The 23,953-nt window shown below is 70.3% G+C and carries 22 protein-coding genes; 12 read left to right on the plus strand and 10 right to left on the minus strand.

Annotated features, from left to right (window positions below; translation table 11 throughout):
* Window positions 1-248: EAL domain-containing protein (locus tag AB0J74_RS35990; protein WP_363456786.1), on the plus strand; the 248-nt coding region annotated here is incomplete at its 5' end.
* On the opposite strand, the gene AB0J74_RS35995 is transcribed toward AB0J74_RS35990, so the two are convergent.
* The gene (locus tag AB0J74_RS35995; protein ID WP_363456789.1) at window positions 245-1,141 is read right to left on the minus strand and encodes a Gfo/Idh/MocA family oxidoreductase; all 897 of its coding nucleotides are present in this window, start codon (window positions 1,139-1,141) and stop codon (window positions 245-247) included. The genes AB0J74_RS35990 and AB0J74_RS35995 overlap by 4 nt on opposite strands.
* On the opposite strand from AB0J74_RS35995, the gene AB0J74_RS36000 reads away from it, so the two are divergent.
* Window positions 1,140-1,565 (plus strand): hypothetical protein, encoded by a 426-nt coding sequence (locus AB0J74_RS36000; protein WP_363456792.1) that lies wholly within the window; start codon window positions 1,140-1,142, stop codon window positions 1,563-1,565. The two genes, AB0J74_RS35995 and AB0J74_RS36000, sit on opposite strands and share 2 nt — an antisense overlap.
* On the plus strand, window positions 1,558-1,977 hold the full coding sequence (locus AB0J74_RS36005; protein ID WP_363456795.1) for a hypothetical protein: 420 nt from the start codon (window positions 1,558-1,560) through the stop codon (window positions 1,975-1,977). The genes AB0J74_RS36000 and AB0J74_RS36005 overlap by 8 nt, the downstream gene beginning before the upstream one ends.
* Here the strand turns inward: AB0J74_RS36005 and fabG are convergent.
* The 3 genes from fabG to AB0J74_RS36020 all read right to left on the minus strand — a co-directional run bounded on the left by fabG (window position 1,974) and on the right by AB0J74_RS36020 (window position 5,198).
* A complete protein-coding gene (fabG, locus tag AB0J74_RS36010) occupies window positions 1,974-2,738 on the minus strand; it encodes a 3-oxoacyl-ACP reductase FabG (protein ID WP_363456798.1) in 765 nt (254 codons plus the stop codon). The genes AB0J74_RS36005 and fabG overlap by 4 nt on opposite strands.
* Window positions 2,739-2,783: 45 nt before the next feature.
* A complete protein-coding gene (locus AB0J74_RS36015; protein WP_363456801.1) occupies window positions 2,784-4,436 on the minus strand; it encodes an alpha-amylase family protein in 1,653 nt (550 codons plus the stop codon).
* A gap of 75 nt (window positions 4,437-4,511) precedes the next feature.
* Window positions 4,512-5,198 (minus strand): SDR family oxidoreductase, encoded by a 687-nt coding sequence (locus tag AB0J74_RS36020; RefSeq protein ID WP_363456804.1) that lies wholly within the window; start codon window positions 5,196-5,198, stop codon window positions 4,512-4,514.
* A 92-nt stretch (window positions 5,199-5,290) separates the two neighbouring features.
* Here AB0J74_RS36020 and AB0J74_RS36025 point away from each other — a divergent pair, with 92 nt between their 5' ends.
* From AB0J74_RS36025 to AB0J74_RS36035, 3 genes are all read left to right on the plus strand, one after another.
* Complete coding sequence (locus AB0J74_RS36025; protein WP_363456807.1) at window positions 5,291-5,857, plus strand: TetR/AcrR family transcriptional regulator; 567 nt, start codon at window positions 5,291-5,293, stop codon at window positions 5,855-5,857.
* On the plus strand, window positions 5,847-6,380 hold the full coding sequence (locus AB0J74_RS36030; protein WP_363456810.1) for an alpha/beta fold hydrolase: 534 nt from the start codon (window positions 5,847-5,849) through the stop codon (window positions 6,378-6,380). The genes AB0J74_RS36025 and AB0J74_RS36030 overlap by 11 nt, the downstream gene beginning before the upstream one ends.
* A gap of 111 nt (window positions 6,381-6,491) precedes the next feature.
* Complete coding sequence (locus tag AB0J74_RS36035; protein WP_363456813.1) at window positions 6,492-7,319, plus strand: alpha/beta hydrolase; 828 nt, start codon at window positions 6,492-6,494, stop codon at window positions 7,317-7,319.
* On the opposite strand, the gene AB0J74_RS36040 is transcribed toward AB0J74_RS36035, so the two are convergent.
* Both AB0J74_RS36040 and AB0J74_RS36045 read right to left on the minus strand, forming a co-directional pair.
* Window positions 7,309-8,652, minus strand: a complete 1,344-nt coding sequence (locus AB0J74_RS36040; protein ID WP_363456816.1) for a DUF1501 domain-containing protein — start codon at window positions 8,650-8,652, stop codon at window positions 7,309-7,311. The genes AB0J74_RS36035 and AB0J74_RS36040 overlap by 11 nt on opposite strands.
* A gap of 4 nt (window positions 8,653-8,656) precedes the next feature.
* Window positions 8,657-10,444, minus strand: a complete 1,788-nt coding sequence (locus AB0J74_RS36045) for a DUF1800 domain-containing protein (protein ID WP_363456819.1) — start codon at window positions 10,442-10,444, stop codon at window positions 8,657-8,659.
* Window positions 10,445-10,582: 138 nt separating this feature from the next.
* Here AB0J74_RS36045 and AB0J74_RS36050 point away from each other — a divergent pair, with 138 nt between their 5' ends.
* The 5 genes from AB0J74_RS36050 (at window position 10,583) to AB0J74_RS36070 (ending at window position 16,561) form a co-directional block, all read left to right on the plus strand.
* Window positions 10,583-10,858, plus strand: coding sequence for a hypothetical protein (locus tag AB0J74_RS36050; protein WP_363456822.1), 276 nt, complete (start codon window positions 10,583-10,585; stop codon window positions 10,856-10,858).
* A 62-nt stretch (window positions 10,859-10,920) separates the two neighbouring features.
* A complete protein-coding gene (gene yidC / locus AB0J74_RS36055) occupies window positions 10,921-11,595 on the plus strand; it encodes a membrane protein insertase YidC (protein WP_363456825.1) in 675 nt (224 codons plus the stop codon).
* 76 nt (window positions 11,596-11,671) lie between these two features.
* Entirely contained in the window at window positions 11,672-13,048 is a 1,377-nt protein-coding gene (locus AB0J74_RS36060; protein ID WP_363456828.1) for a carbohydrate-binding protein, read from the plus strand.
* 93 nt (window positions 13,049-13,141) lie between these two features.
* Window positions 13,142-14,992, plus strand: a complete 1,851-nt coding sequence (locus tag AB0J74_RS36065) for a cellulose binding domain-containing protein (RefSeq protein ID WP_363456830.1) — start codon at window positions 13,142-13,144, stop codon at window positions 14,990-14,992.
* Window positions 14,993-15,001: 9 nt separating this feature from the next.
* Window positions 15,002-16,561, plus strand: coding sequence for a cellulose binding domain-containing protein (locus AB0J74_RS36070; RefSeq protein ID WP_363456833.1), 1,560 nt, complete (start codon window positions 15,002-15,004; stop codon window positions 16,559-16,561).
* Between the two features lie 102 nt (window positions 16,562-16,663).
* On the opposite strand, the gene AB0J74_RS36075 is transcribed toward AB0J74_RS36070, so the two are convergent.
* The 4 genes from AB0J74_RS36075 to lysX form a co-directional block, all read right to left on the minus strand.
* Window positions 16,664-17,311 carry a DedA family protein gene (locus tag AB0J74_RS36075; protein WP_363456836.1) on the minus strand — a complete coding sequence of 216 codons (648 nt, stop codon included), beginning with the start codon at window positions 17,309-17,311 and terminating at the stop codon, window positions 16,664-16,666.
* A 65-nt stretch (window positions 17,312-17,376) separates the two neighbouring features.
* Window positions 17,377-18,813 (minus strand): FAD-binding oxidoreductase, encoded by a 1,437-nt coding sequence (locus AB0J74_RS36080; RefSeq protein WP_363456838.1) that lies wholly within the window; start codon window positions 18,811-18,813, stop codon window positions 17,377-17,379.
* Between the two features lie 133 nt (window positions 18,814-18,946).
* Entirely contained in the window at window positions 18,947-19,621 is a 675-nt protein-coding gene (locus AB0J74_RS36085) for a DUF998 domain-containing protein (protein WP_363456841.1), read from the minus strand.
* Window positions 19,618-22,974, minus strand: coding sequence for a bifunctional lysylphosphatidylglycerol synthetase/lysine--tRNA ligase LysX (lysX, locus tag AB0J74_RS36090; RefSeq protein ID WP_363456919.1), 3,357 nt, complete (start codon window positions 22,972-22,974; stop codon window positions 19,618-19,620). The genes AB0J74_RS36085 and lysX overlap by 4 nt, the downstream gene beginning before the upstream one ends.
* Before the next feature lie 113 nt (window positions 22,975-23,087).
* On the opposite strand from lysX, the gene AB0J74_RS36095 reads away from it, so the two are divergent.
* Entirely contained in the window at window positions 23,088-23,870 is a 783-nt protein-coding gene (locus tag AB0J74_RS36095) for a hypothetical protein (RefSeq protein ID WP_363456844.1), read from the plus strand.
* Window positions 23,871-23,953 lie beyond the last annotated feature (83 nt).

Genomic DNA, 23,953 nt, shown 5'->3' on the forward strand with positions numbered 1-23,953 from the left:
TCAAGATCGACCGGCTGTTCACCGGCACGATCGCGACGTCGGCGCAGCAGCGGGCACTGGTCGACGGCATCGTGCGACTGGCGCACACGCTCGGCCTGGAGGTGGTCGCCGAAGGCATCGAGACCGTCGAGGAACGCGACCTGCTGCGCCGCACCGGCTGTCCATACGGCCAGGGCTTCCTGTTTTCCAGGCCGATGCCGCTACCGGACGCCCTGCACTGGCTGCACCAGAAAGAGTTGGCGGCCTAGATCTTCGCGATCCGGCCGTCTTCGCGGGAGCGTTCGGCTGCCGCGAGCACCGCGACCACGTCTCGTCCGAAGTGGACACCGAGGTCGTGCCTGGTGCCGCCGGTCTCGGCGATCAGCAGGTCGATGGCGGTGGCGTAGACGGCACGCACGTCACCCTCGCCGCGCGGCACCGAGGCGATGCCGTGCTCGCCGTAGAACGTGATGTCGCGCATGACCGCGTTCGGCGCCGCGTCGACGGTCAGCGTCACCGTGCTGACCGCACCGGAGGTGTGCCGCAGCAACAGGTTGGTGGTGGCCCGCGGGCCTTCGACGGCCGACACCTCGGCGACCGGGCCGAGCACCGGCAGCACCTGGGACAGCGCGTGCGGGCCGACGTCCCAGAGCCCGCCGTGCACCCGCCGCCACGGCGACGCGCCGTAGGGGTTGCCCGGCTGGAAGATCGAACTCAGGTGGGCCACCCGGCTGCCCTCCCAGCCGCCGGTCGCGACGATCTCGCGCAGCGCCGCGGCCACCTTGTCGTCGAACCGGGCCGTGAAGAAGACCACCGAGGCCACCGCGGCCGCGTCGGCGGCGGCGACCACCCGGTCGGCCGCTTCGACGGTCAGCGCCAGCGGCTTGTCGAGCAGCAGGTGCCGGCCGGCCTTGGCGGCCCGCTCGGCGATGCCGGCCTGCACGTCGGGCGGCAGCGCCACGGCCACCGCGTCGACGTCGGCGAGCAACGCGTCGACGTCGGCGTAGGCCCGGCTGCCGGTCTGGCCGGCCAGCGCGGCCGCCTTGGCCGGGTCACGGCCCCAGACACCGACGAGTTCCGCGTCGGGGTGCGCGACGATCGCGGGCGCTTGGGTGGCGGTGGCCCAGGGGCCGGTGCCGAACAGACCGAACCGGAGAGGCATGGGGCTCAGTCTGCCCGATGAGCTGCCACGCCTTGACGCCGAGTACGGTGTGCCCGTGAACGGCACGCTTTCCGGCCTCGTGATCGGCCTGTCGCTGCTGGTCGGCGTGTGGGCGCTGGTCGAGGCGCTGCGCGACCGCGCGCCGGGCCGCGGTCACCTGGTCGGGTTGGCTCTGGTCGAGGTCGCGCTGATCGCGCTGCTGATCTCGGCGGCGGTGGCGGTCGCGGGCGGCGACCGGCCGGCCAGCGCGGCGACATTCCTGGGCTACGTCATCACGATCATCTGTCTCCCGCCGCTGGCCTACGTGCTGGCCAAGCTGGAGCCGACCCGCTGGGGCTCGGTGATCATCCTCGTGGTCTGCCTGACAGTTCCGGTGCTGGTGTTGCGTTTGCACCAGACGTGGCAGGTGGTGACCAGTGGCTGAGACGACCGCGCCGCGCACGACGCTGGGCACCGGCCCCGGCCGGGTGCTGATCGCCGTATACGGCATCTTCGCGCTCTCGGCCAGCGGCCGGGCCGTCGTGCAGATCGCGACGAAGTTCTCCGACGCGCCGCTGGCCTACCTGCTGTCGGCGTTCGCCGCGGTGGTCTACATCGTGGCGACGGTGGCCCTGGCCAAGGGCGGCGAGACCTGGCGCCGGGTGGCGCTGGCGAGCTGCTCGATCGAGCTGGCCGGTGTGGTCGCGGTCGGCCTGCTGACCGTCTTCGACGCGGCGGCCTTCCCCGACGACACGGTCTGGACCGACTTCGGCCGCGGCTACGGCTACGTGCCCCTGGTGCTCCCCGTCATCGGTCTGCTCTGGCTCCGCCACGCCGGCAAGCGCCGCGCCGCCTAGAAGAGAACCCCCAACTGCGGGCCGCCGGACACGTAGATCACCTGGCCGCTCACGAAGCCCGCGCCCTCGCTGGCCAGGAACGAGATCGTGTGGGCCACGTCTTCGGGCTGGCCGATCCGCTTGACCGCGGTCTGCTCGGCGCCGCCCTTCTTGAGCGTCTCGAAGTCGATGCCCATCCGGGCCGCGGTGGCCGCGGTCATCGCCGTCTCGATGAAGCCGGGCGCGACCGCGTTGGCCGTCACCCCGTAGCGCCCCAGCTCGATCGCCAGGGTCTTGGTGAACCCCTGCATGCCGGCCTTGGCCGCCGCGTAGTTGACCTGGCCCCGGTTGCCCAGCGCCGAGGTGCTCGACAGGTTGACGATCCGGCCCCACTTGGCCTCGACCATGTGCCCCTGCACCGCGCGGGTGACCAGGAACGCTCCGCGCAGGTGCACCGAGAGCACCGTGTCCCAGTCGTCGTCGGTCATCTTGAAGATCAGGTTGTCACGCAGCACGCCGGCGTTGTTCACCAGCACGGTCGGCGGCCCCAGCTCGGCCACGACCCGGGCGACCGCGTTCTCGACCTGCTCGCGGTCGGCCACGTCGGCACCGATGCCGACCGCCCGGCCGCCGGCCGCGATGATCGCTTCCACAGTGGACTTGGTCGCGGCCTCGTCGAGGTCGAGCACCGCCACCGCGAGGCCGTCCGCGGCCAGCCGCTGTGCCGTCGCCGCGCCGATCCCGCGCGCCGCCCCGGTGACGAGCGCCACTCGTTGCACCATGTCTCCGCCTCCCCTTTGGTTACCGCACAGTAGCGGACGCCGCGCTCAACCGGCAGGGTTGCGATGGAGGCGGATCCAGCGGTAGCCGTAGCCCGCGAGCTTCAGCTCGGACAGGTCGCCGACCGGCGGGTACTCCTGGTCGGCGAGCACGTCGTTGGGGTTGTCGGCGCTTTCCGCCAGCTTGCTCAGGTCGACGGTCGCCGCGCGGCGGCCCAGGTTGTGCAGGAAGAGCATGCAGCCGGCCGGGCCGTCGGCCCGGTGCGCCAGCACGCCGGCGGGCACCGCGACGTCGACGTGCGCACACGAGCCGGCACCGACCTCGGGCGCCTCGCGCAAGGTGCGGATCATCCGCTCGAACCAGGAGAGCAACGAGTTCGGGTCGTGCCGCTGCGCGGTGACGTTGACCTGCTCGTAGCCGAACTCGCCGCCGGTCACGACCGGCCGGACCAGGTCGTCCGTCGCCGCGCTGGAGAATCCGCCGTTGGGCAGGACAGACCATTGCATCGGGGTACGGATCGCCTGGCGCCCCGTCAGCGCCAGGTCCTCGCCCATGCCGATCTCATCGCCGTAGCGGAGCACCGGCGTGCCGCGCAGCGAGAACTGCAGCGCGTAGGCCAGTTCCAACCGGCGCCGATCGTTGCCGAGCATCGGCGCGAGCCGGCGGCGGATGCCCCGGTCGTAGATGCGCATGTCCTCGTCGGGGCCGAATGCCTCGTACACCTCGGCGCGTTGCTCGGCGGTGAGCCGGGAAAGGTCGATCTCGTCGTGGTTGCGCAGGAACGTGGCCCACTGGCCGCCCGGCGGCAGCGTGGGGGTGTCCCGCAGCGCGTCGATCAACTGCTCCGGGTCTTCGCGGGCGAGGGCGAGCACCAGCCGCCCGTTAAGCATGAAGTCGAAGAGCATGTGCACCCGGTCGTTGGCCCGGGGACCCGTGCCGAAGTAGTCGACCAGCTTCGCCGGCTCGACGTTGGCCTCGGCCAGCAGCACCGCGTCGCCCCGCCGCCACTGCGCGTGCTCGCGCAACTCGGTCAGGAAGTCGAAATCCTTCGGCGAGTCCGGGTTGCCGGGCTCGGTCAGCTCGATGATGAAGGGCAGCGCGTCGATCCGGAACCCGGCGACGCCGAGCTGCAGCCAGAACGCGATCACCCGCTTGATCTCGTCGCGTACCTGGGGATTGGCGAAGTTGAGGTCGGGTTGGAACTTGTAGAACCGGTGGTAGAACCAGGCCTTCGCGGTGCGGTCGTAGGACCAGGTCTCGTCCTGCTCGCCCGGGAAGACCATGCCCTGGTTGCGGTCGCTCGGTTCGGTGTCGCTCCAGACATACCAGTCACGGAACGGCGAGTCCGGCGACGACCGGGCGGACTGGAACCAGGGGTGCTGGTCGGAGGTGTGGTTGACGACCAGATCGATGATCACCTTGATGCCCCGGTTGGCCGCCTGGTGCAGCAGTTCGGCGAAGTCGCCGAGGGAGCCGAGCCGGGGGTCGACGCCGTAGAAGTCGGTCGCGTCGTAGCCGTCGTCGCGGCCGGGCGTGGGATGGATCGGGTTCAGCCACAGGCAGGTCACGCCCAGCCGGGCCAGGTAGTCGAGGCGCCCGATCAGCCCGCGTAGATCGCCGACGCCGTCGCCGTCGGAGTCCTGGAACGTGTCGACGTCGAGGCAGTAGACGACCGCCTTCTGATACCACCGGTCACTCATGTGCTCGAAAGTTAACCCCGGGGCGGCCCCGCCAAACCGGACCGCCCCGCGGGGCTCACATGGTGCGCATGTCACTCAGCTGATCACCGCCGCCGGATCACCGCTCAGCGCGGCCCGGACGGCCCGGGTGACCTCGTCGGCCAGCACCTCGTCGGCGCCGGCCTCGATGCCGTCGGCGGCGGCCCGGGTGATCGTCCGCGGCTCGCTCTTGGGCAGCGTGATGTGCGCGGCCATGTCGGTGTCGACATAACCCATGTAGAGCCCGGTCACCCCGATGCCGCGCGGCTTGAGCTCGGCGCGCAACGCGTTGGTCGCAGACCAGAGCGCCGCCTTGGTGGCGCCGTATCCGCCGCTGGGCAGCCAGGACAGCACGGATGCGACGTTGAGCACGTGCCCGCCGCCGTTGGCGACCAGCGCCGGGACGAACGCCCTGGTCACATCGAGCGGCCCGAACACGTTGGTCTCGAACGCCCGCCGGATGTCCGCCGGGTCGGCCTCGATGAAGGTGGGGCCGGCGGTGGAGACGCCGGCGTTGTTGACGATCAGGGTGACATCGCCGGCTTCGGCCGCCGCGCGCGCGATCGACGCCGCATCGGTCACGTCCAGGGCGATCGGGACGGCGCCCAGGTTGGTCACGCTGCGTGGGTCGCGCGCCGCCGCGTAGACCTTCTTCGCCCCGCGCTCGAGGAACTCTTCGACGAAGGCCTTGCCGAGCCCTCGGTTGCCGCCCGTTACCAGGACCGTGGCGCCGTTGATCTGCATATCTGTTCCTCCAGGAAGCGTGAAACCGATCGGTTTCCAACACCGTAAACCGATCGGTTTCCCATCGCAAGAATTGGAGCTACGCTGTGGTCATGGCAACGGGGACAACTACACCACGTGATCGCCTGCTCACGGCGGCGGCCGATCTCTTCTACCGCGAGGGGGTCACCGCGACCGGCGTCGAGCGGCTCTGCTCGGTGGCGGGCGTCTCGAAGCGGACGATGTATCAGCTCTTCCCGACCAAGGACGCGCTGGTCGCCGAGGCCCTGGCCGCGACCGGGCCGGCGACGAACGCCGCGTTCCTGCCCGACGACGCCGAGGTCCGCCCCCGCGAACGCATCCTGCACATCTTCCGGGTGCTCGAAGAGACCGCCGAGCGCACGGAGTTCGCCGGCTGCCAGTTCATCAACATCGCCTCCGACCTGCGTGACCGGACGCACCCGGCGGCCGTCGTGGCCCGGGAGTTCAAGCAGCAACTGGTCGACTGGTTCGCGGCCGAGGCCCGCGCCGGTGGCGCCGCCGACCCCGACCTGCTGGCCCGGCAGCTCACCGTGGTCTTCGACGGCTCGGCGTCCCGCGTCGTGGTCTACGGTAGCGACCTCGACGGCTTGAGCGTGACCACCGCCGCCGCCCTCCTGGACGCGGCCGGTGTCCACTGACGACGGTCGCCGGACCCGGCCCGTGCGCCGCCTGCTCGTGCCCGGTCGCGGCATTCCGTCGCAGACACACTGGATGCACGACTGGGCCAGGCGATCCGGCTACATCTGGGCACCGGAGCCACCCGGGCCGCCCTACGACCTGGCCGAGCGGGTCGAGGCGTTGCGGGTCACGATCGACGCCGACGACACCCCCGCGATCCTCGTCGCACACAGCGCGGGCTGCCTGACCGTCGCCGGGTGGGCCGCTCGCCACGAGGGCCCGGTGCTGGCCGCCCTGCTCGCCACGCCGCCCTTCATCCCTCCGGAGTGGATGGATGTGCCGCGACAGGCGTTGCCGTTCCGGTCGATCCTGGCCGCCAGCCGCACCGACCCGCACTGCACGCCGGCGCAGGCCCGGGCCTACGCCGCCGACTGGGGCGCGGAGTTCTTCGACGCCGGCGACGTCGGGCACCTCGACGGCGCCACCGGGTTCGGGCCCTGGCCCGACGGCGAGGCGCTGGTCGAGCGGCTCGGCGGTCACTGACGCATCACCTACCACAGCGGCGCGGCAGGATCCGCCGAACGCCGGAACTGGCACCGGGGCACCCGTAACGTCGGAAGCAGTTGTGACCGACGTTCCCACGGGGGGAAATTCATGACCACCGGACATGTCTCGACCAAGGACAACAACGAGATCTTCTTCAAGGACTGGGGTAGCGGGCAGCCCGTCGTCTTCAGCCACGGCTGGCCGCTCACCGCGGACGCGTGGGACGACACCATGATGTTCGTGGCCGACAACGGCTTCCGCGGCATCGCGCACGACCGGCGCGGTGGCGGCCGGTCGAGCCAGCCCTGGGAGGGCAACGACCTGGACACCTACGCCGACGACCTGGCGACCGTGATCGAGGCCAACGACCTGCACGACGTGGTGCTCGTCGGGCACTCCACCGGCGGTGGCGAGATCACCCGCTACGTCGGCCGGCACGGCACCGACCGGGTGGCGAAGATGCTGCTCGTCGGCGCGATCCCGCCGCTGATGGTGAAGACCGACCAGAACCCCGAGGGCACTCCCATCGAGGTGTTCGACCAGCTCCGGGAAGGCGTCAAAGACGATCGCTCGCAGTTCTACAAGGATCTTGCTCCGCAGTTCTTCGGTGCCAACCGCGATGGGTCCGACGTCTCGCAGGGCATCCTCGACGACTTCTGGGAGCAGTGCATGACGGTCGGCATCAAGGGGGCCTACGACTGCATCGAGGCGTTCTCCGAGACCGACCTGACCGACGACCTCAAGGCGATCGACGTGCCGACGCTGTTCATCCACGGTGACGACGACCAGATCGTGCCGTTCGCCGACGCCTCCAAGAAGGCGTCGAAGATCGTCAAGGACGCCGAACTCAAGGTCTACCCGGGCGCGCCGCACGGGCTCTTCGAGACCGAGCAGGCCAAGTTCCAGGCCGACCTGCTCGACTTCCTCAGGTCCTGAAGATCCCGAGCTTCTTCGGCACGTACCCGGGGAAGATCTTCTTCGCGTCCTTGACGCCCATCCGGGCGCCCAGCAACTCGCTGACCACGTCACGGTAGTCGTTGGCACCGGCCAGGTCGCCCTGGTCGAGCGAGCCGGCGGACAGGCCCGGCCATCTGCCGTGCACCTTGCCGCCGTTCATGCCGCCGCCGAGCAGCAGCATCACGCCACCGTGCCCGTGGTCGGTGCCGGAATTGCCGTTGGCCTCGACGCGGCGGCCGAACTCGCTCATGGTCACGATCGAGGTGTTGTCGAGCGCCGGTCCCAGGTCGGTCGCGAACGCGCCGAGCGCGCCGGCGAGTTCGTTGAGGCGGTTGCGCATGTCGCCGCCGTCGGGGCCGCCGATGTTGGTGTGCATGTCCCAGCCGCCGATGTCGACGGCGGCGACCCGCAGGCCGACCTTGGCCTTGATCAGCCGGGCGACGTCTTTGAGTTGGTCGGCGAAGCCACCTCCGGGCCACTGCGCGGTGGTCTGGTATTCACTCTGGGCGATCTTCCGGGCGGTCGAGATGGACTTGAGCGTCTCGGCCGCCTGGGAGCCCAGCGGGTGGTCGCCGACGCCGGTGTAGAGCGCCTTGAGCGCGGTCAGCGTCTTGTCCCGCATGCCGCCGCCGGCGTTGAGGTCGAACTCGCGGATGCCCTGCAGCACCAGCTTGCTCTGGCCGCCGACCAGCGACCGGGGCAGCGCCGCGCCCTCGGCGACCGCGCGGAACGTGGTGCCCGGGCCCAACTGCTCGAGCACCCGGTCGAGGAAGCCGGTGTGCACCGCCGTCGACGCCGCGCCCCGCTCGAGGCAGTCCTGCGCCTGGAAGTGCGACCGGCTGGCGTCCGGCGACGCGACGGCGTGCACCGCGGCCATCTTGCCGGACTTCCAGAACGGCGCCAGCGGCGCGAGCCCCGGGTGCAGCCCGAATCGGTCGTCGCCGGCGAGCAGCGCGCCGGGCTGCACCGCGATGTTGCGGCGGGCGTTGAGATAGTTGCGATCGCCGCGCGGCACGATCACCGACAGGCCGTCCATGCCACCGCGCAGGAAGACCACGACCAGCGTGCGGGTGGTGGTCGACGGCGCGCCGAAGGCGACCCGGGTGGTGGCGATCTGGTTGGCCAGGCTGGCCACTCCGACCGCGCCCGCGCCGGCCAGCATCCGCCGCCGGGTGAAGCCCTTGCGCCACTGGTCGCGCTGCGCCTGGAGGTCGGCGGCGACGGCCTCGGCCTGCACCCGGATCGCCGCCTCCGGCAGGTTCGGGCCGAACCGGGCCAGCTCGGCCCGCGAAAGTCCATTGTCGACAGTCATGGCCTCACCGCAGTGCGTGGTAGATGGAGTCGAGCAACAGCGGGGCCAGGCTCTCGACCTTGCCGCCGAGGCTGGCGTTGCGCACGGCGGTGCCCTCCTTGGCGCTCAGGAAGGTGAGCAGCGCCTTGCGGTGTGCCGGCGCGACCTTCTGGAACACCAGGCGGGCGGCCAGGTTGTCGAGGTAGGGCCCGGTGGTGGCCGGTCGCTTGCCGACCAGCCCTTCGGCCTTCGGGTAGGACAGACCGCGTTCCCAGCCCTCGATCAGCGACCGGTGCGCGTTCCACAGCGCGAGCGTGGCGTGTGCCGACCGCCAGGCCGCCGCGACGTCCGGATAACCGTTCGGCGGCACCCAGGCCAGCGGCGCGTTCCCGAACCGCTGTGTCATGTAGTAGAGACCCTCGATGCCGGCACGGGTGTCGGAGCCGGGCGCGATGCCGATCGCCCGGGCGGTGGCCACGAAGTTCTCCAGCGGCCGGCGGGTCTTGAGACCGGTCGCGATCCAGAACTCGCGCGAGCGGAACAGCACCCGCATGACCGGCGCGATCGCGGTGCCGTTCTCCAGGTAGGTGTCGGCGAGCCGTTGCACCAGGCCGTTGGGCGGGGTGTCGCAGACGAACCGGACCGCCAGCTTGCGCGCGATGTTCTTCGCCGTCGCCGGGTGGGTGGCCAGATAGGTCAGGTACTTCTCGCCGACGGCGAGGCCCTTGGAGCGCGACGAGTTCTTGTCCTTGAAGCCGAGCACCCTGACCGGGTCGATCCAGTGCCGGCCGGACTCGTAGCGGAACTCGCCTTCGTTGGTCACCGTGCGGCCGGTCAGGATGTAGGCGCTGTTGCGCACGTCTTTCTCGTTGTAGCCGCCGTCGATGCCGACCGTGTGCAACTCGAGCAACTCGCGACCGTAGTTCTCGTTGACCGAGCGCCGGTCGGAGTCGGCATTGTCGAGATAGCGCAGCATGGCCGGGTGCCGGGCACTGGCCTTGAGCATGTCGACGAACCTGCCGAGCGCGTGCTTGCGGATCACGTCATTGTCGTACGACGTCCGCACGTCCCACCCGCCGTCGAACGGGTTGGTCACGTTGAGGTGGTTGGCCCAGAAGTCGACCATCACCTCGAAGAGCTGGCGCTCGCTCCAGAACTGCCGCGCGATGGTCGCCTGCCCCAACTCGAACTGCGCCTGGAAATCGCCTTCCTTGACGGTGCGACGGATCTGCGCGGTGCTCATCGACACGGTCGGGAACGCGCTCAGCGCCTTGGCCGACACCGGGTCGTCGATCTTCTCCGGGTTGAGCTGCCGCTCCAGCCACTCGTCGACGCCGAGCTTGGTGGCGGCGTCGACCAGCCCGCGGGTCGGCCCGAACGTGGCCCGCCGCAACATGTGCAGGATCGGGTCGCGGCTGAGCAGGTTGGGGCTGGTCGGCGTGGCCTTTGCGGCGGCCGCGGCGGCGGCGCTGAAGGTGTCTTCGAGGCCCGCGGCGCCGAGGTTGATCGAGTCGCCGAGCGACTGCGTGTAGCTCGCGTCGCGGTCGGCGAACGCGCCGGCGTCGCGCGGCGACCTGGTCGAGGTGGCCGCGTCGCCGAGCGCGGCCGAGAGGCCGTCACCGCCACCCATGACGATGGCGGCCGAGCCGACGGCGCCGGTGGCGACGACCGCCGCGCCCGCGCCCATCAGCACCTGGCGCCGGTTGCGGACGAGCTTGAGCAGCGTGGGCTCGCCGGCCCGGGCCAGCCGGGCGACCTTGGGCGCCAGCGGGTCCGGGGCCCGATGCCGCGACGCGCCACGCGGTTGCGCCATTGCCCCCCACCTCACCGTTCGGCCACTTCAGGCCGGACCATAGATGGACGGGTGCGGTTCTCTCAACGTGAGCCGCTGTTTGTTAAGCCGTCCCTAAAGAACCTTGACCGCTTGCGGTGGAGTGGTTGACTGGTCGTCGTGCGGCTGGTCATCGGGGTGTTCACCGGGGCGATGCTCTTCGCCCTGGTCGACGCGTCCGGCCCGACGTCGCCGCTGGCGTTCCTCGCCGCGTTCGCCGCCGCCCTGCTGGTCGCGGCCGCGCTCGGCGGCCTGGTGGTCGGTCGGCACGACCGGTCCGGCAGCGCCGCACACGGCACCCGGTCGCGGGCCCAGTCCCGCCGCACGCCACGCGCGCTCGATCCCGACGGGGCCGGTCGTCCCCGTCCGCGCGCACCCGCGTTCCGCCTCGCCTGATTCCCGTCACCCGTTCCGCTTCGCCGCGCCCCGCGCGGACATCATCAGTCGAGGAAACGACCATGCTTGCCTTCGCACCACTCGACGGCGCCGTGGGCGCCGCCACGTCCGTCCTGTCCGGAATCGCCGCCTTCATCGCTCCCGTTGCCGGCCCCGCGGCGATGGCTCTCGCCGTCGTCGTGTTCACCGTGGCCGTGCGGCTCGCGGTCTCCCCGCTCAGCCTCGCCGCCGTCCGCGGCGAGCGCCGCCGCACCGCACTCATGCCGAAGATCCAGGAACTGCAGCAGCGGTACGCCAAGCAGCCCGACCGCATGCGCACCGAGCTCGCCACCCTCTACCGCGAGGAGGGCACCTCGCCGCTCGCCGGCTGCCTGCCGGCCCTGGTGCAGGCACCGTTCTTCCTGGTCATGTACCGCACCTTCACGATCGCGCCGCCGGCCGGCGAGCTGTGGGGCGTGCCGCTCGGCCATCACCTCGCACAGGGCGTCGGCGGTGCGGTCCTGCCCCTGTTCGGCGTACTCCTGCTGCTCCTGGTCCTGCTCGCGGTGTTCTTCTCCCGCCGATCCCGGCGGCAACTCGGCCCGCAGGCCACCGGGTTGGCCAAGCTGATGCCCTTCATGTCCTTTCTCACCATCCCGACCGCGCTGGTGCTGCCCCTCGCGGCCACGTTGTACCTGGTCACGACGACCTCGTGGACGGCGCTGGAGCATCTCGTGCTGCGCCGCCCAACCCATTGACATTCGTGAGTATGTCCGATACAACCCCTCTGAGAGCGCTCTCACGGCACCGTCCCCCCGCAGGAGAGAGGCTTAGATGAACAGACGCGTCCTGCTATCGATCGCCACTGTCACGATCAGCGTCGCGGCCGTCGCCACGGCGGTCACGGCCAACGCCTCCGTGCCGGCCACGCCGTCGGGCTGGAGCCTGGCCTGGAGCGACGACTTCACCGGATCGGCCAACAGCCTGCCCTCGTCGGCCAACTGGATCATCGACACCGGCACCGCCTATCCGGGCGGCCCCGCCCAATGGGGCACCGGCGAGATCCAGACCTACACCAACAGCGCCTCCAACGTGAGCCTGGACGGCTCCGGCAACCTGCGGATCACGCCGATCCGCAACGGATCCGGGCAGTGGACCTCGGCCCGGATCGAGACCACCCGCAGCAACTTCAAGCCGCCGTCCGGTGGCGTGCTGCGGATCGAGGGTCGCGTCCAGATGCCCAACGTGACCGGCGCGCAGGCGGCCGGCTACTGGCCCGCGTTCTGGGCGCTCGGCGCGCCGTTCCGGGGCAACTACTGGAACTGGCCCGGCATCGGCGAGTTCGACATCATGGAGAACGTCAACGGGATCAACTCCGTCTGGGGCGTCCTCCACTGTGGAGTCGCGCCGGGCGGGCCGTGCAATGAGTTCAACGGTCTCGGCACGTCGCGGGCCTGTCCCGGCTCGTCGTGCCAGTCGGCGTTCCACACCTACCGGTTCGAGTGGGACGCGAGCGTGAGCCCGCAACAGCTGCGCTGGTACGTCGACGGCACCCTCTTCCACACCGTCACCCAGTCGCAGGTCGGCGAGCCGCACTGGACCAACATGACCAACCACGCCGGCTACTTCATCCTGCTCAACGTCGCGATGGGCGGCGCGTTCCCCAACGGCGTCGCCGGCTCCGGCACACCGACCGCGTCCACCGTGTCCGGCCGGCCGATGCTGGTCGACTACGTCGCGGTGTGGACCCGCGGCGGTGGCGGCACGACGCCGACCGACCCGCCGCCCACCAACCCGGGTGGCGGCGGCAGCGCCTACAACCAGATCCAGGCCGAGTCGTTCAACGCGCAGAGCGGCGTGATCGTCGAGGCGTGCAGCGAGGGCGGCCAGAACATCGGCGCCGTCAAGTCCGGCGACTGGGTCCAGTTCAACAACATCAACTTCGGCTCGACACCGGCGCACGACTTCGTCGCCCGGGTGGCGTCGGGCGCCGGCGGCGGGGTCAGCGGCCTGGTCGAGGTGCGCCTCGACAGCCGGAGCAACGCCCCGATCGGCAGCTTCGCCCTGGCCAACACGGGCGGCTGGCAGAGCTGGCGGTCCGTGCCCGGCAACATCACCGCGACCACCGGCACCCACACGGTGTTCCTGACCTTCACCAGCGGCCAGCTGAACGACTTCGTCAACGTCAACTGGTTCCAGTTCCGAAACTGAGTTGGCTGGGCCCTAGGTATTGACAAGTATCTGTAAACAGTCTTAATAATTGGCCATCTCATCAATGTAAGCGCGGGCCTGGGGAGGAACTTCATGCGCTTGCGGACAGCGATGGTCACCGCGGCGGTCACCCTGCTCGGTGGGGTGGCCGCCGTGGCGGTGGCGACACCCGCCATGGCCGCCGGACCGACCGCGACCTTCGTCAAGACCTCCGACTGGGGTTCCGGTTGGGAGGGCAGATACACGATCAGCAACGGCGGCACGACCACGATCAACGGGTGGACGGTCGCCTTCGACCTGCCGGCGGGAAGCTCGGTGAGCAGCTTCTGGGACGCCGACATGACCCGCTCCGGCCAGCGCTTCAGCTTCATCAACAAGTCCTGGAACGGCACCCTCGCGCCGGGCGGCACCGCCTCGTTCGGGCTGATCGGCGCCGGCGCGGGTGCACCGGCCAACTGCACGCTCAACGGCGCCTCGTGCGGCGGCGGCACCGACCCGGGCACGCAGGTGCCCGGTGCACCCGGCACGCCGAGCGTCACCGGCGTCACCCAGACCAGCATCTCGCTGGCCTGGGGCGCCAGCACCGGCACCGTCACCGGCTACCGCGTCTACGAGGGCAGCACGCTGCGCGCGACGGTCACCGGCACGAGCGCGACGATCAGCGGGCTGACGGCCAACACGACGCACACCTACACCGTCGCCGCCTACAACAGCGCCGGCGAGTCCGCCCGCAGTGCCGCCGTCACCGGCACGACCAGCGGCTCCACCGGCCCGCAGGCACCCGGCACGCCGGGCAACGTGCGGGTCACCGGGAGCACCGGCACGTCGATCTCGCTGGCCTGGAACGCGTCCACCGGCACGGTCACCGGCTACCGCGTCTACGAGGGCAGCACCCTGCGCGCGACGGTCACCGGCACGACTGCGACCGTCGGCGGCCTCGGCGCCTGCCAGAACCACAGCTACGCGGTCGCCGCCTACAACACCGCCGGTGAGTCGGCCCGCAGCGCGGCCGTCAGCGGCACCACCACCGGCTGCTCGACCGGCCCGCTGCCGGCGCACTTCCTGACCGGCTACTGGCACAACTTCGTCAACCCGGCCGTCGAGTTGCGGCTGCGGGACACGCCGGCGGCGTACGACCTGATCGCCGTCGCCTTCGCCGAGTCGACCGCCACACCCGGCGCGGTCACCTTCGCCGTCGACGCCGGACTGTCGGCCGCTCTCGGTGGCTATTCAGACGCCGACTTCCGCGCCGACATCGCCACCCTGCACTCCCGCGGCAAGAAGGTGATCCTCTCGGTCGGTGGCGAGGCGGGCCGGGTCTCCGTCAACGACGCGACCAGCGCGACCAACTTCAGCAACTCGATGGTCAACCTCATCTCGTCGTACGGCTTCGACGGCGTCGACATCGACCTCGAGAACGGCCTCGACCCCACGTTCATGGGCCAGGCGTTGCGCAACCTGCGCAGCCGGGTCGGCGCCAACCTGATCATCACGATGGCGCCGCAGACGATCGACATGCAGAACCCGGCGGTCTCCTACTTCAAGCTGGCCCTGGACATCCGCGACATCCTCACCGTCGTACACACACAGTTCTACAACTCCGGCTCGATGCTCGGCTGCGACCAGTCGTTCGCGTACTCGCAGGGCACGGTCAACTTCATCACCGCGCTGGCCTGCATCCAGCTCGAGAACGGGCTTCGGCCCGACCAGGTCTCCCTCGGCCTGCCCGCCGGGCCCGGTGCGGCCGGTGGCGGCGTGGTCTCGCCGAGCCTGGTCAACCAGGCGCTGGACTGCCTGGCCCGGGGCACCAACTGCGGCAGCTTCCGCCCGCCGCGCACCTACCCGGGCATCCGCGGCGCGATGACCTGGTCGATGAACTGGGACGTCAGCAACGGCAACCAGTTCGCCAACACCGTCGACCCCCACCTCGCCACCCTCCCCTGAGGAGCATTCGTGAAACTTCGCAGAAAGGTCGTCGTCATCGCCGGCCTGGCCGTCGCGGCCATGACCCTCAGCGTGGCCGTCGCCCCGGCGGCATCCGCCGCCACCGCCGCCTTCGTCCGCACCTCGAGTTGGGGCTCGGGCTACGAGGCCAAGTTCACCGTCACCAACAACACGTCGTCGACGATCACGTCCTGGAACGTCCAGTTCGACCTGCCCAGCGGCACCTCGGTCGGCAGCTTCTGGGACGCCGACATGGTGCGCAGCGGCCAGCACTTCACGTTCACCAACAAGGGCTGGAACGGCACGCTCGGCCCCAACGGCACGGCCAGCTTCGGCTTCGTGGCCGCCGGCAGCGGTGACCCGACGAGTTGCACGGTCAACGGCTCCTCCTGTGCGGGCGGCCCGCCGACCAATCCGGGCGCCCCACCGACACCGGGCAACGTGCGGGTCACCGGCACGACCGCCAACTCGATCACGGTCGCCTGGAACGCCTCGTCCGGCACGGTCACCGGCTACCGGGTCTACGAGGGTACGACGGTCCGCGCGACCGTCACCGGCACCAGCGCGACGATCGGCGGGCTGGCCGCGTGCACCTCGCGCTCCTACACCGTCACGGCCTACAACGCGCAGGGCGAGTCGGCGAAGTCGGGCGCGGTGTCCGGCACGACGACCGGCTGCACCGGCGGCGGGAGCGGCGCGATGGGCGCGGCGCCCTACATCTACTCGTGGGGCAACGTGCCCAACGTGACCACGGTGATGTCGGCGACCGGCATCAAGTGGTTCACCAAGGCGTTCGTGCTCTCCGGCGGCGGCTGCACCCCGGCGTGGGACGGCAACCGGCCGATCAACAGCGCCGGTGACGCACAGCAGATCGCGGCGATCCGGGCCGCGGGCGGCGACGTCATCCCGTCGGTCGGCGGCTGGAGCGGCAACAAGCTCGGCCCCAACTGCGCCTCGGCCTCGGCCCTGGCGGGGGCGCTGCAATCGGTCATCAACGCCTACGGACTCAAGGCGATCGACATGGACGTGGAGAACACCGACGAGTTCGAGAGCGAGGTCGTGCAGGACCGGATCCTCGGCGCGCTGAAGATTCTCAAGCAGAACAATCCGAACCTGAAGACCATCGTGACGATCCCGACCGCGACCACCGGCCCGACCTACTGGGGCACCCGCCTGATCAACCAGGGCGCCGCGCTGCAGGCCAATGTGGACGTCTGGACCATCATGCCGTTCAACTTCGGCGGCGGTGCCGACATGTACGCCTCGACCGTCAGCGCGTCGGAGGGCCTGAAGAATGCCCTCAAGACGGCGAACGGCTGGTCCGACGCGACCGCGTACGCCCATATGGGCATCTCCGGCATGAACGGCCGCTCCGACCAGGGGGAGATCACCACGACCGCCCAGTGGGCCTCGGTGCGCGACTGGGCCGAGTCACACGGCCTGGCCCGGCTGGCGTTCTGGTCGGTCAACCGCGACCGCGGTTGCGCCGGCGGCCCGCTCAGCTCCGACTGCTCCAGCATCGCCCAGCCCGACTGGGAGTTCACCCGGATCACGGCCCAGTTCGGCTGATCGACGACCCGCCGCCGCCACTGCCTCAGGGCGTGGCGGCGGCGCGGCTTGTCTGCTTCCCGACCAGCCGCAGCGACGTGGGGCCGGCGTCGGACACCGTCATCAGCGGTGCACCGCCCGCTTCTTGCGGATCTTCTTGTTGACCCAGAGACCGGCGCTGACCACCACGAGCGCCAGGATCGCGTAGTCGAACCAGCGGGAGTACTGGTCGACCTGCTCCCAGCGCGCGCCCAACGCGAACCCGGCGCCGACGAACAGCGCGTTCCACACCGCGCTGCCGAGCGTGGTGAACGCGACGAAGCGCGGCAGCGGCATGTGGTTGGCGCCGGCCGGGATCGAGATCAGGCTGCGTACGACCGGCACGCACCGCCCCAGCAGGACGGCCGTGCCGGCGTGCCGCTCGAACCACTTGTCGGCCTTGTCGAGGTCGTCGGCGTCGACCAGCGGAATGTGGTCGAGCCAGCGCTTGAGCCGGTCTTCGCCGAGGCTGCGGCCGAGCCAGTAGAGCACCAGCGCCCCCACCACCGACCCGGCCGTCGCGGCGACGATCACGATCGGCAGGCTCATCCGCCCCTCGCTGGCCAGGAACCCGCCCAGCGCCAGCACGATCTCGCTCGGGATCGGCGGCACCAGGTTCTCCAACGCGACCAGCAGCCCGACGCCGGCCGCGCCGAGGGAGTCGAGCACCCCCGCCACCCAGCCGGTGAGTCCACCAAGATCGCGGGGGTCGCCTTCAGCGGCCAGCGTCATGCCTCATCTCCTCAGGTCTGCGGTGCCGTGATTCCTACCCGAGGTACCTGAAAACATGCTGATGATCAGCCGGACGCGGGCCTGATGTTGTTGTTGACGCGGAACATGTTGGTCGGGTCGTACTTTGCCTTGACCTCGGCCAGCCGGCGCAGGTTTTCGCCGAAAGCGCGGTCGACACCCCCGTCGGCCGGCTCCTTCTCGCTGCCCGTGAAGTTGAGGTAGACACCGTCGTTGCCGAACCGGGCCGATTCGTCGAACGTCTCGCGTACCCACGCGATGTTGGCCTCGTTGTCGGCGGGGTCGACCCAGTTGCCGTCGATCGACAGCAGGTAGGGCGACGAACGCTGGGCGAACGCGGTCGCGCCGGGCGGCACGTCGGCGATCGCACCGCCCATGTGGAACACGTTGACCAGCGTCATCGGGCTGGGCCGCGCGGCCGCCTTGGCCGCGCAGAAGTCGATAGCCGCGTCACTGAACTCCGACAGGTAGCGCGACTTCCAGTAGGCCTGCATGGTGTTGCGCGGGAAGAAGGCGTCGAACCCCTGCTGGACGGCGGTGAACGGAGTCGGTTGAGACAGGTCCATCAGCGGCGTGCCCAGTTCGCGCAGCGGTTGCAGGACGTCCATCCCCCGCTCGGTCTCGCCGGCGTAGACCGCGGCGACGACCAGGCACCCGCGGTTGTGCACCGCCTCGGGAAGGGCCGGGTCGGCCGGCATGGTCACGCTCATCGTGTTGGAGGTGATCTCCGGCGGCGCGATCTCGACGTAGTTGCGCCAGCCCCGCCACACCTGCGCCGCTTCCTCGACCGGGTAGAACGTGCCGGCGAAAGCGACGGTCGGGCCGATCTTCTCCAGCGCGAAGGTGAACCAGGTGACGACGCCGAAGTTGCCGCCACCGCCGCGCAACGCCCAGAGCAGGTCGGCATTCTCGGTCTCGGACGCCACCCGCACCTGGCCGTCGGCGCCGACCACCTCGGCCGAGACCAGGTGGTCGCAGGCCAGCCCGTGTTGCCGGCGCAGCCACCCGTAGCCACCGCCGAGGGTGAGCCCGGCGACCCCGGTGTCGGAGACCACCCCGCCGGGCGTGGCGAGCCCGAACGCCTGCGTCTCCCGGTCGACGTCGGCCCAGACGGCACCGCCCTGCACCCGGGCGATCCGGGCGGCCGGGTCGACCTGCACGGCATGCATGGGCGCGAGGTCGATCAGCAGCGTGTCGTCCGATGCGGACAGTCCGGCGATCGAGTGGCCGCCGCCGCGGACCGCGACGACCAGGCCGTTGTCGCGGGCGAAGGAAACCGCGTCGATCACGTCGGCGGTGCCGGCGCAGCTCACCACGAGAGCCGGGCTACCGGGGTGCATCGCGTTGTAGACCTCGCGGACCGCCTCGAACCCGGCATCTTCGGGCGCCAGCACCGGGCACCCCACCCGGTCGCGCAGCTCACTGATGATCTCGTCGGTCAGGGTCGCCAGACCGCCTTGGACGGTCGTCGCGCTGATGGTCATCGCGCACACCTCCGAACCCGAACATTTTACGCATGTCGCCTCCCGCCGCGGGGGCTGTTCGCCAGGCTTTGCTCTGCTGCCGAATAGGCAGCGCTCCCGCTGCCTATATGGGTGCAGAGCAAGAGGCGGCAGATCAAGCCCGCCGGCGCGGCGTTTGCTGACTGCGCACCGCCGCATAGATCAGCCACGCCGCCACATTGGCCAGCTCGACCCGCTGCCAGAGGCCCTCGTGCGTCCCCTCGCGAATCAGCTCGACCAGCAGCCCCGCGTTGACCACGACGCTACCCACCGCCAGCCCGCCCGCCCAGACCCGATCCGCACTGTCCGGCCGCGCCGCCACCCAGAAAGAAACGATCGAGCCGATCCCGCCCAGCGACGCGAACACCGAGGTCAGCGTGTGCGGGTCGACCGCGACGTCGGCCAGCGACCCCGACAGCTCCGGGCAGTCCGGGTCGATCGACGGCGCACAGGACAAGGCCGTCAGGCTCGCGTCGAACACCGTTGCCACGCCGAACGCCGCCGCGAACAGCCACGCTGAGCGTTCGGCCGTGCCAAGGCGGTGCCAGCGCAGCCGGCGATCCCGGCGGCCGCCGGCCAGCATCCGGGCCGAGCCCAGCAGTGCCAGCGACCCCGACGCGAGGTCGGCCGCGCGAAACAAGCCGTGCCACGGCTGGTCGGTGGCGGCCAGGTCGCTGGCCAGGCCGGTGGTCAGGCCGAGCCGTGGGTTCAGCCACGGCCCGAGCAGCCACGAGCTGTAGAGCGCCGACGCGGCGCCGAACGCGACTGCGGGCCAGCGGGCCTCGGTCACGACGCCGCGCGGACAAGGGGAAACGGCAGTGTCTCGCGGATCGAGCGGCCGGTGAGCAGCATGACCACCCGGTCGACGCCGATGCCGAGGCCACCCGTCGGCGGCATCGCGTACTCCAGCGCCTGCAGGAAGTCTTCGTCGAGTTCCATCGCTTCCGGGTCGCCGCCCGCGGCCAGCAGCGATTGCTCGGTCAACCGGCGGCGCTGCTCGACCGGGTCGATCAGCTCCGAGTACGCGGTGCCCAGCTCGAAGCCGAAGCCGACCAGGTCCCAGCGCTCGGCCAGCCGCGGGTCGTGCCGGTGCTGCCGGGTCAGCGGCGACACCTCGGTCGGGAAGTCCTTGTAGAACGTGGGCAGGTCGGTCTTCGACTCGCACAGGTGCTCGTAGAGCTCCAGCAGCACGGCGCCGCGACCCCACTTCGGGTCGTACGCGATCTCCGCCTTGTCGCAGAAGCGGCGCAGCGTGGCCACGTCCGTGTCGGCGTCGACGACCTCGCCGAGCGCGGTCGAGATGGCCTCGTTGACCGTCCGCACCGGCCACTCGCCGGAGATGTCGACCTCCTCGTCGGTGCCCGGCCGCCGCGCCACCGCCCGTCCGTAAGCGGCGATCGCCGCCTCCTGGATCAGCTCCCGGGTCAGCCGCAGCATCGTGTCGTAGTCGGCGTAGGCCTGGTAGGCCTCCAGCACGGTGAACTCCGGGTTGTGGCTGTAGTCGGCGCCCTCGTTGCGGAACGTCCGGCCCAGCTCGAAGACCCGTTCCACCCCGCCGACGGCCAGGCGCTTGAGATACAGCTCCGGTGCGATCCGCAGATAGAGCTTCAGGTCGTACGCGTTGATGTGGGTGACGAAAGGTTTGGCGTTGGCACCGCCGTGAATCCGTTGCAGGATCGGCGTTTCCACCTCGAGGTAGCGGCGGCCGACCAGCGACTCGCGCAGCGCGAAGATGGCGTCGCTGCGCGCCCGCAGGATGTCCCGCGCCCGCTTGTTGGTGACCAGGTCGAGATAGCGCTGCCGGACCCGGGCCTCCGGGTCGGCCAGGCCGCGGTGCTTGTCCGGCAACGGGCGCAGGCACTTGGCGTTGAGCTGCCACGAGGTCGCCTCGACGGTCAGTTCGCCGGTGCGGGTGGTGATCACCTCGCCGGTGACGCCGACGTGGTCGCCGATGTCGATGGTGTTGTCCCACCTGTCGACGGCGGTATGGCCGAACAGCATCACCTGGAGGTCGCCGCTCCAGTCGCGGATGGTCGCGAACAGGATGCCGCCGTGGTCGCGCATCAGCACGACCCGGCCGGCGACGCCGACCTTGTCACCGCTGCGGCGGTCGGGCTCCAGGTCGCGGTGCGCGGCGGCCACCTCGGCGCAGGTGTCGGTGCGCGGATAGTTCACCGGGTACGGGTCGATGCCCGAGTCGACCAGCCGCTGGCGCTTGGCCAGCCGTACCCGCATCTGTTCCGGTGCCTTGTGGTCGATCGCGCCCGGCGGCGGCGGTGCGGCGGCGGCGTCGATCTCCTCGGCGGAGGCGGCCCGCTCGGCATAGTCAGGCGGGAGGACGTCGAGCTGCGAGCCGGTACTGCCGGGGATCGCGATGAAGCCCTCGGCGATGGCCGAGGCGATGCCGACCCGGGCCAGCTCGCGGCGCTCGCCGAAGCAGAGGAACCGCGGCTGCCAGGTCGGGTGGTACTTGGCGTTGGACCGGTAGAGCGACTCGAGTTGCCACCAGCGGGAGAAGAACAGCAGCAGCTTGCGCCACAGCCGCAGGATCGGGCCCGCGCCGATCCGGGCACCCTCCTCGAAGACCGCGCGGAAGACCGCGAAGTTCAGGGAGACCTTGTCGACGCCGAGCCGCGGCGCCGCCTCCATCAACTCGGCGACCATGAACTCCATCGCGCCGTTCTCGGCGTCGTGCGCGCGGCGCATCAGGTCGAGGGACAGCCCGCGGCTGCCCCACGGGCTCAACGAGATGATCGCCTTGACGTGGTTGTCCTTGTCGATCGCCTCGACCAGCACGCAACGGCCGTCGGCGGGGTCGCCGAGCCGGCCGAGCGCCATCGAGAAGCCGCGCTCGCTCTCCGTGTCACGCCACCTGGTCGCGAGCGCCGACAGTTCCTTCATCTCCACCTCGGGGACGTCGGAGTGCCGCCGCACGGCCGCCGTGTAGCCGGCCCGCTCGACCCGGTTGACCGCTTGCCGCACCGGGCGCATCTCCCGGCCGTCGAGCGTGAAGTCGCGGGTGAACAGGATCGCCTCGTCGCCGAGGTGGATCACCTTGAGGCCGGTCCGGGCGTACGCGATGGCGCCCTCCTCGCTGGCGCCCATCACCGCGGGTGTCCACGCGTAGTAGCGCGACTGGGCCAGCCACGCGTCGATCGCCGGTCCCCACGCCTCCGGGTCGCCGACGGGGTCGCCACTGGCCAGGCTCACTCCGTTGACCACCCGGTAGGTGATCGCCGACTTGCCCGTCGACGAGAAGATGGCCGACTTGTCGCGCCGGGTGGCGAAGTAGCCCAGCGAGTCCCGGTCGCCGTACCTGGCCAGCAGCATGCGGATTCGCGACTCGTCGGTCGCGTGCAACTCGGCGTTGCGGCGTTGCGAGCGCAGCAGGGTGGCCAGCGCCGCGAAGACCGCCACGGCGCCGAACAGGCCGAGCACGAAACTGACCCAGCCCGGCGCCTCGCCGACCCGGGTGATGTCGAAGCTGAAGCCACCACCGAGCACCCGCTCCGTCGCGTACGCGAGTTGGTCGCCGGTCCCCGAGAGGCTGCCGGGGAACGCGGTGACCAGGCTCAGGCCGAGTCCGACGCCGACGACCAGCAGGCCGACGAAGACCACCAGCGCCCGCCATACGCTGCCCTTCGCCACGTGCGCGTAGAACTCGCCGCGGAACAGGATCAGGGCGGCCAGCGCGACGACGGCGACGCCCAGGCCACACCAGAGCAGCACGAGTTCGCCGGTGGTGTCGAACAGCCGGTTGCCGGCGTCGTCGATCAACTCGCCGTCCGGCACCAGCGTGACGATGATGCCGATGATCGTGTTGATCAGGACGCTCAGGCTGAAGTAGATGGTCAGCAGCCACCAGGCCACCCGTTTGCGGCGCAGGGTCGCGGTGGCCAGCGCGGCCAGGAACACGGCGTAGGCGATGTTGGCCGGCGCCGGGATGATCAGGGCGTCGATCGTCTCCCGGACGGGCTGCACACCGGTGCGGAAGATATGGCCGAACGCCGCGATGCCGGAGATGATCGCGACGATCCACATGATCATGCCGAAGATGCGGGGTACGTAACGACCCCACGCCAGGCCGCGCGGGCGGGCTATCGGCAACGCGCCGCTGGACTCGGCGGCCTCCTCGACTGTCATGGTCACGGCGGCGACCTCCCGGGTGTCGGCAGAACCCAACTCCGACCATAGGCAGCTACCTAGAATGATTCTCATAAAACGGACTTAAAAGACGGCAGGAGGTGGGTACGCCGATGGGAGGTTGGTTTACCCGCACGATCGTCGATACGGGGCGCCTGCCGTTGTTCTGCTTCTTCGCGGGGTTCATCGTCACGTTCGCCTTCATCCGGTTCTCCGTCCGGATGATCCGGGCCAACGTGAAGTGGTGGCCGGGCAACGTCAGCCCCGGCGGCACCCACATCCACCACGTGGTGTTCGGAGTGATCTTCATGATCATCGCCGGCGTCACCGGCTTCGCGCTCAACACCGACAACGGGGCCGCCAACGCGGTGTTCGCCGGCATCTTCGGCCTCGGCGCGGCGCTGGTCCTCGACGAGTTCTCGCTGATCCTGCACCTCGACGACGTCTACTGGTCGGAGAAGGGGCGCACCTCGGTCGACGCCGTCTTCATCGCGGTCGCCTTCACCGGCCTGCTGCTGGTCGGCGTGCGACCGATCGGCGTCGAGAACTTCACGCAGGGCTCCGACGGGTCCACGGTCAGCACCTGGCTCGTCGGATCGGTCGTGCTGGTGGCCAACTTCCTGTTCGCCGGCGTCACCCTGATAAAGGGCAAGATCTGGACCGGCCTGATCGGGCTGTTCATCCCGATCCTGATCCTGGTCGGCGCGATCCGGCTGGCCCGGCCGCACTCGCCCTGGGCCCGCTGGCGCTACCAGCGCGACACCCCGCGGTCCAAGCGCAAGATGGCCCGCGCGATAACCCGGGAGCGGCGGATCCGGACACCGATGATCGCCGGTAAGGACTGGCTGCAGAACATGATCGCCGGCCGGCCGGACCTGCCCTCCTCGGAGGGATGACGCTCGGGATCCGACGTCATCCGAGGGATGACGCTCGGGATCCGACGTCATCCGAGGGATGACGCTCGGGATCCGACGTCATC

It is taken from the genome of Asanoa sp. NPDC049573, assembly GCF_040676615.1.
Classification (GTDB): Bacteria; Actinomycetota; Actinomycetes; order Mycobacteriales; family Micromonosporaceae; genus Asanoa.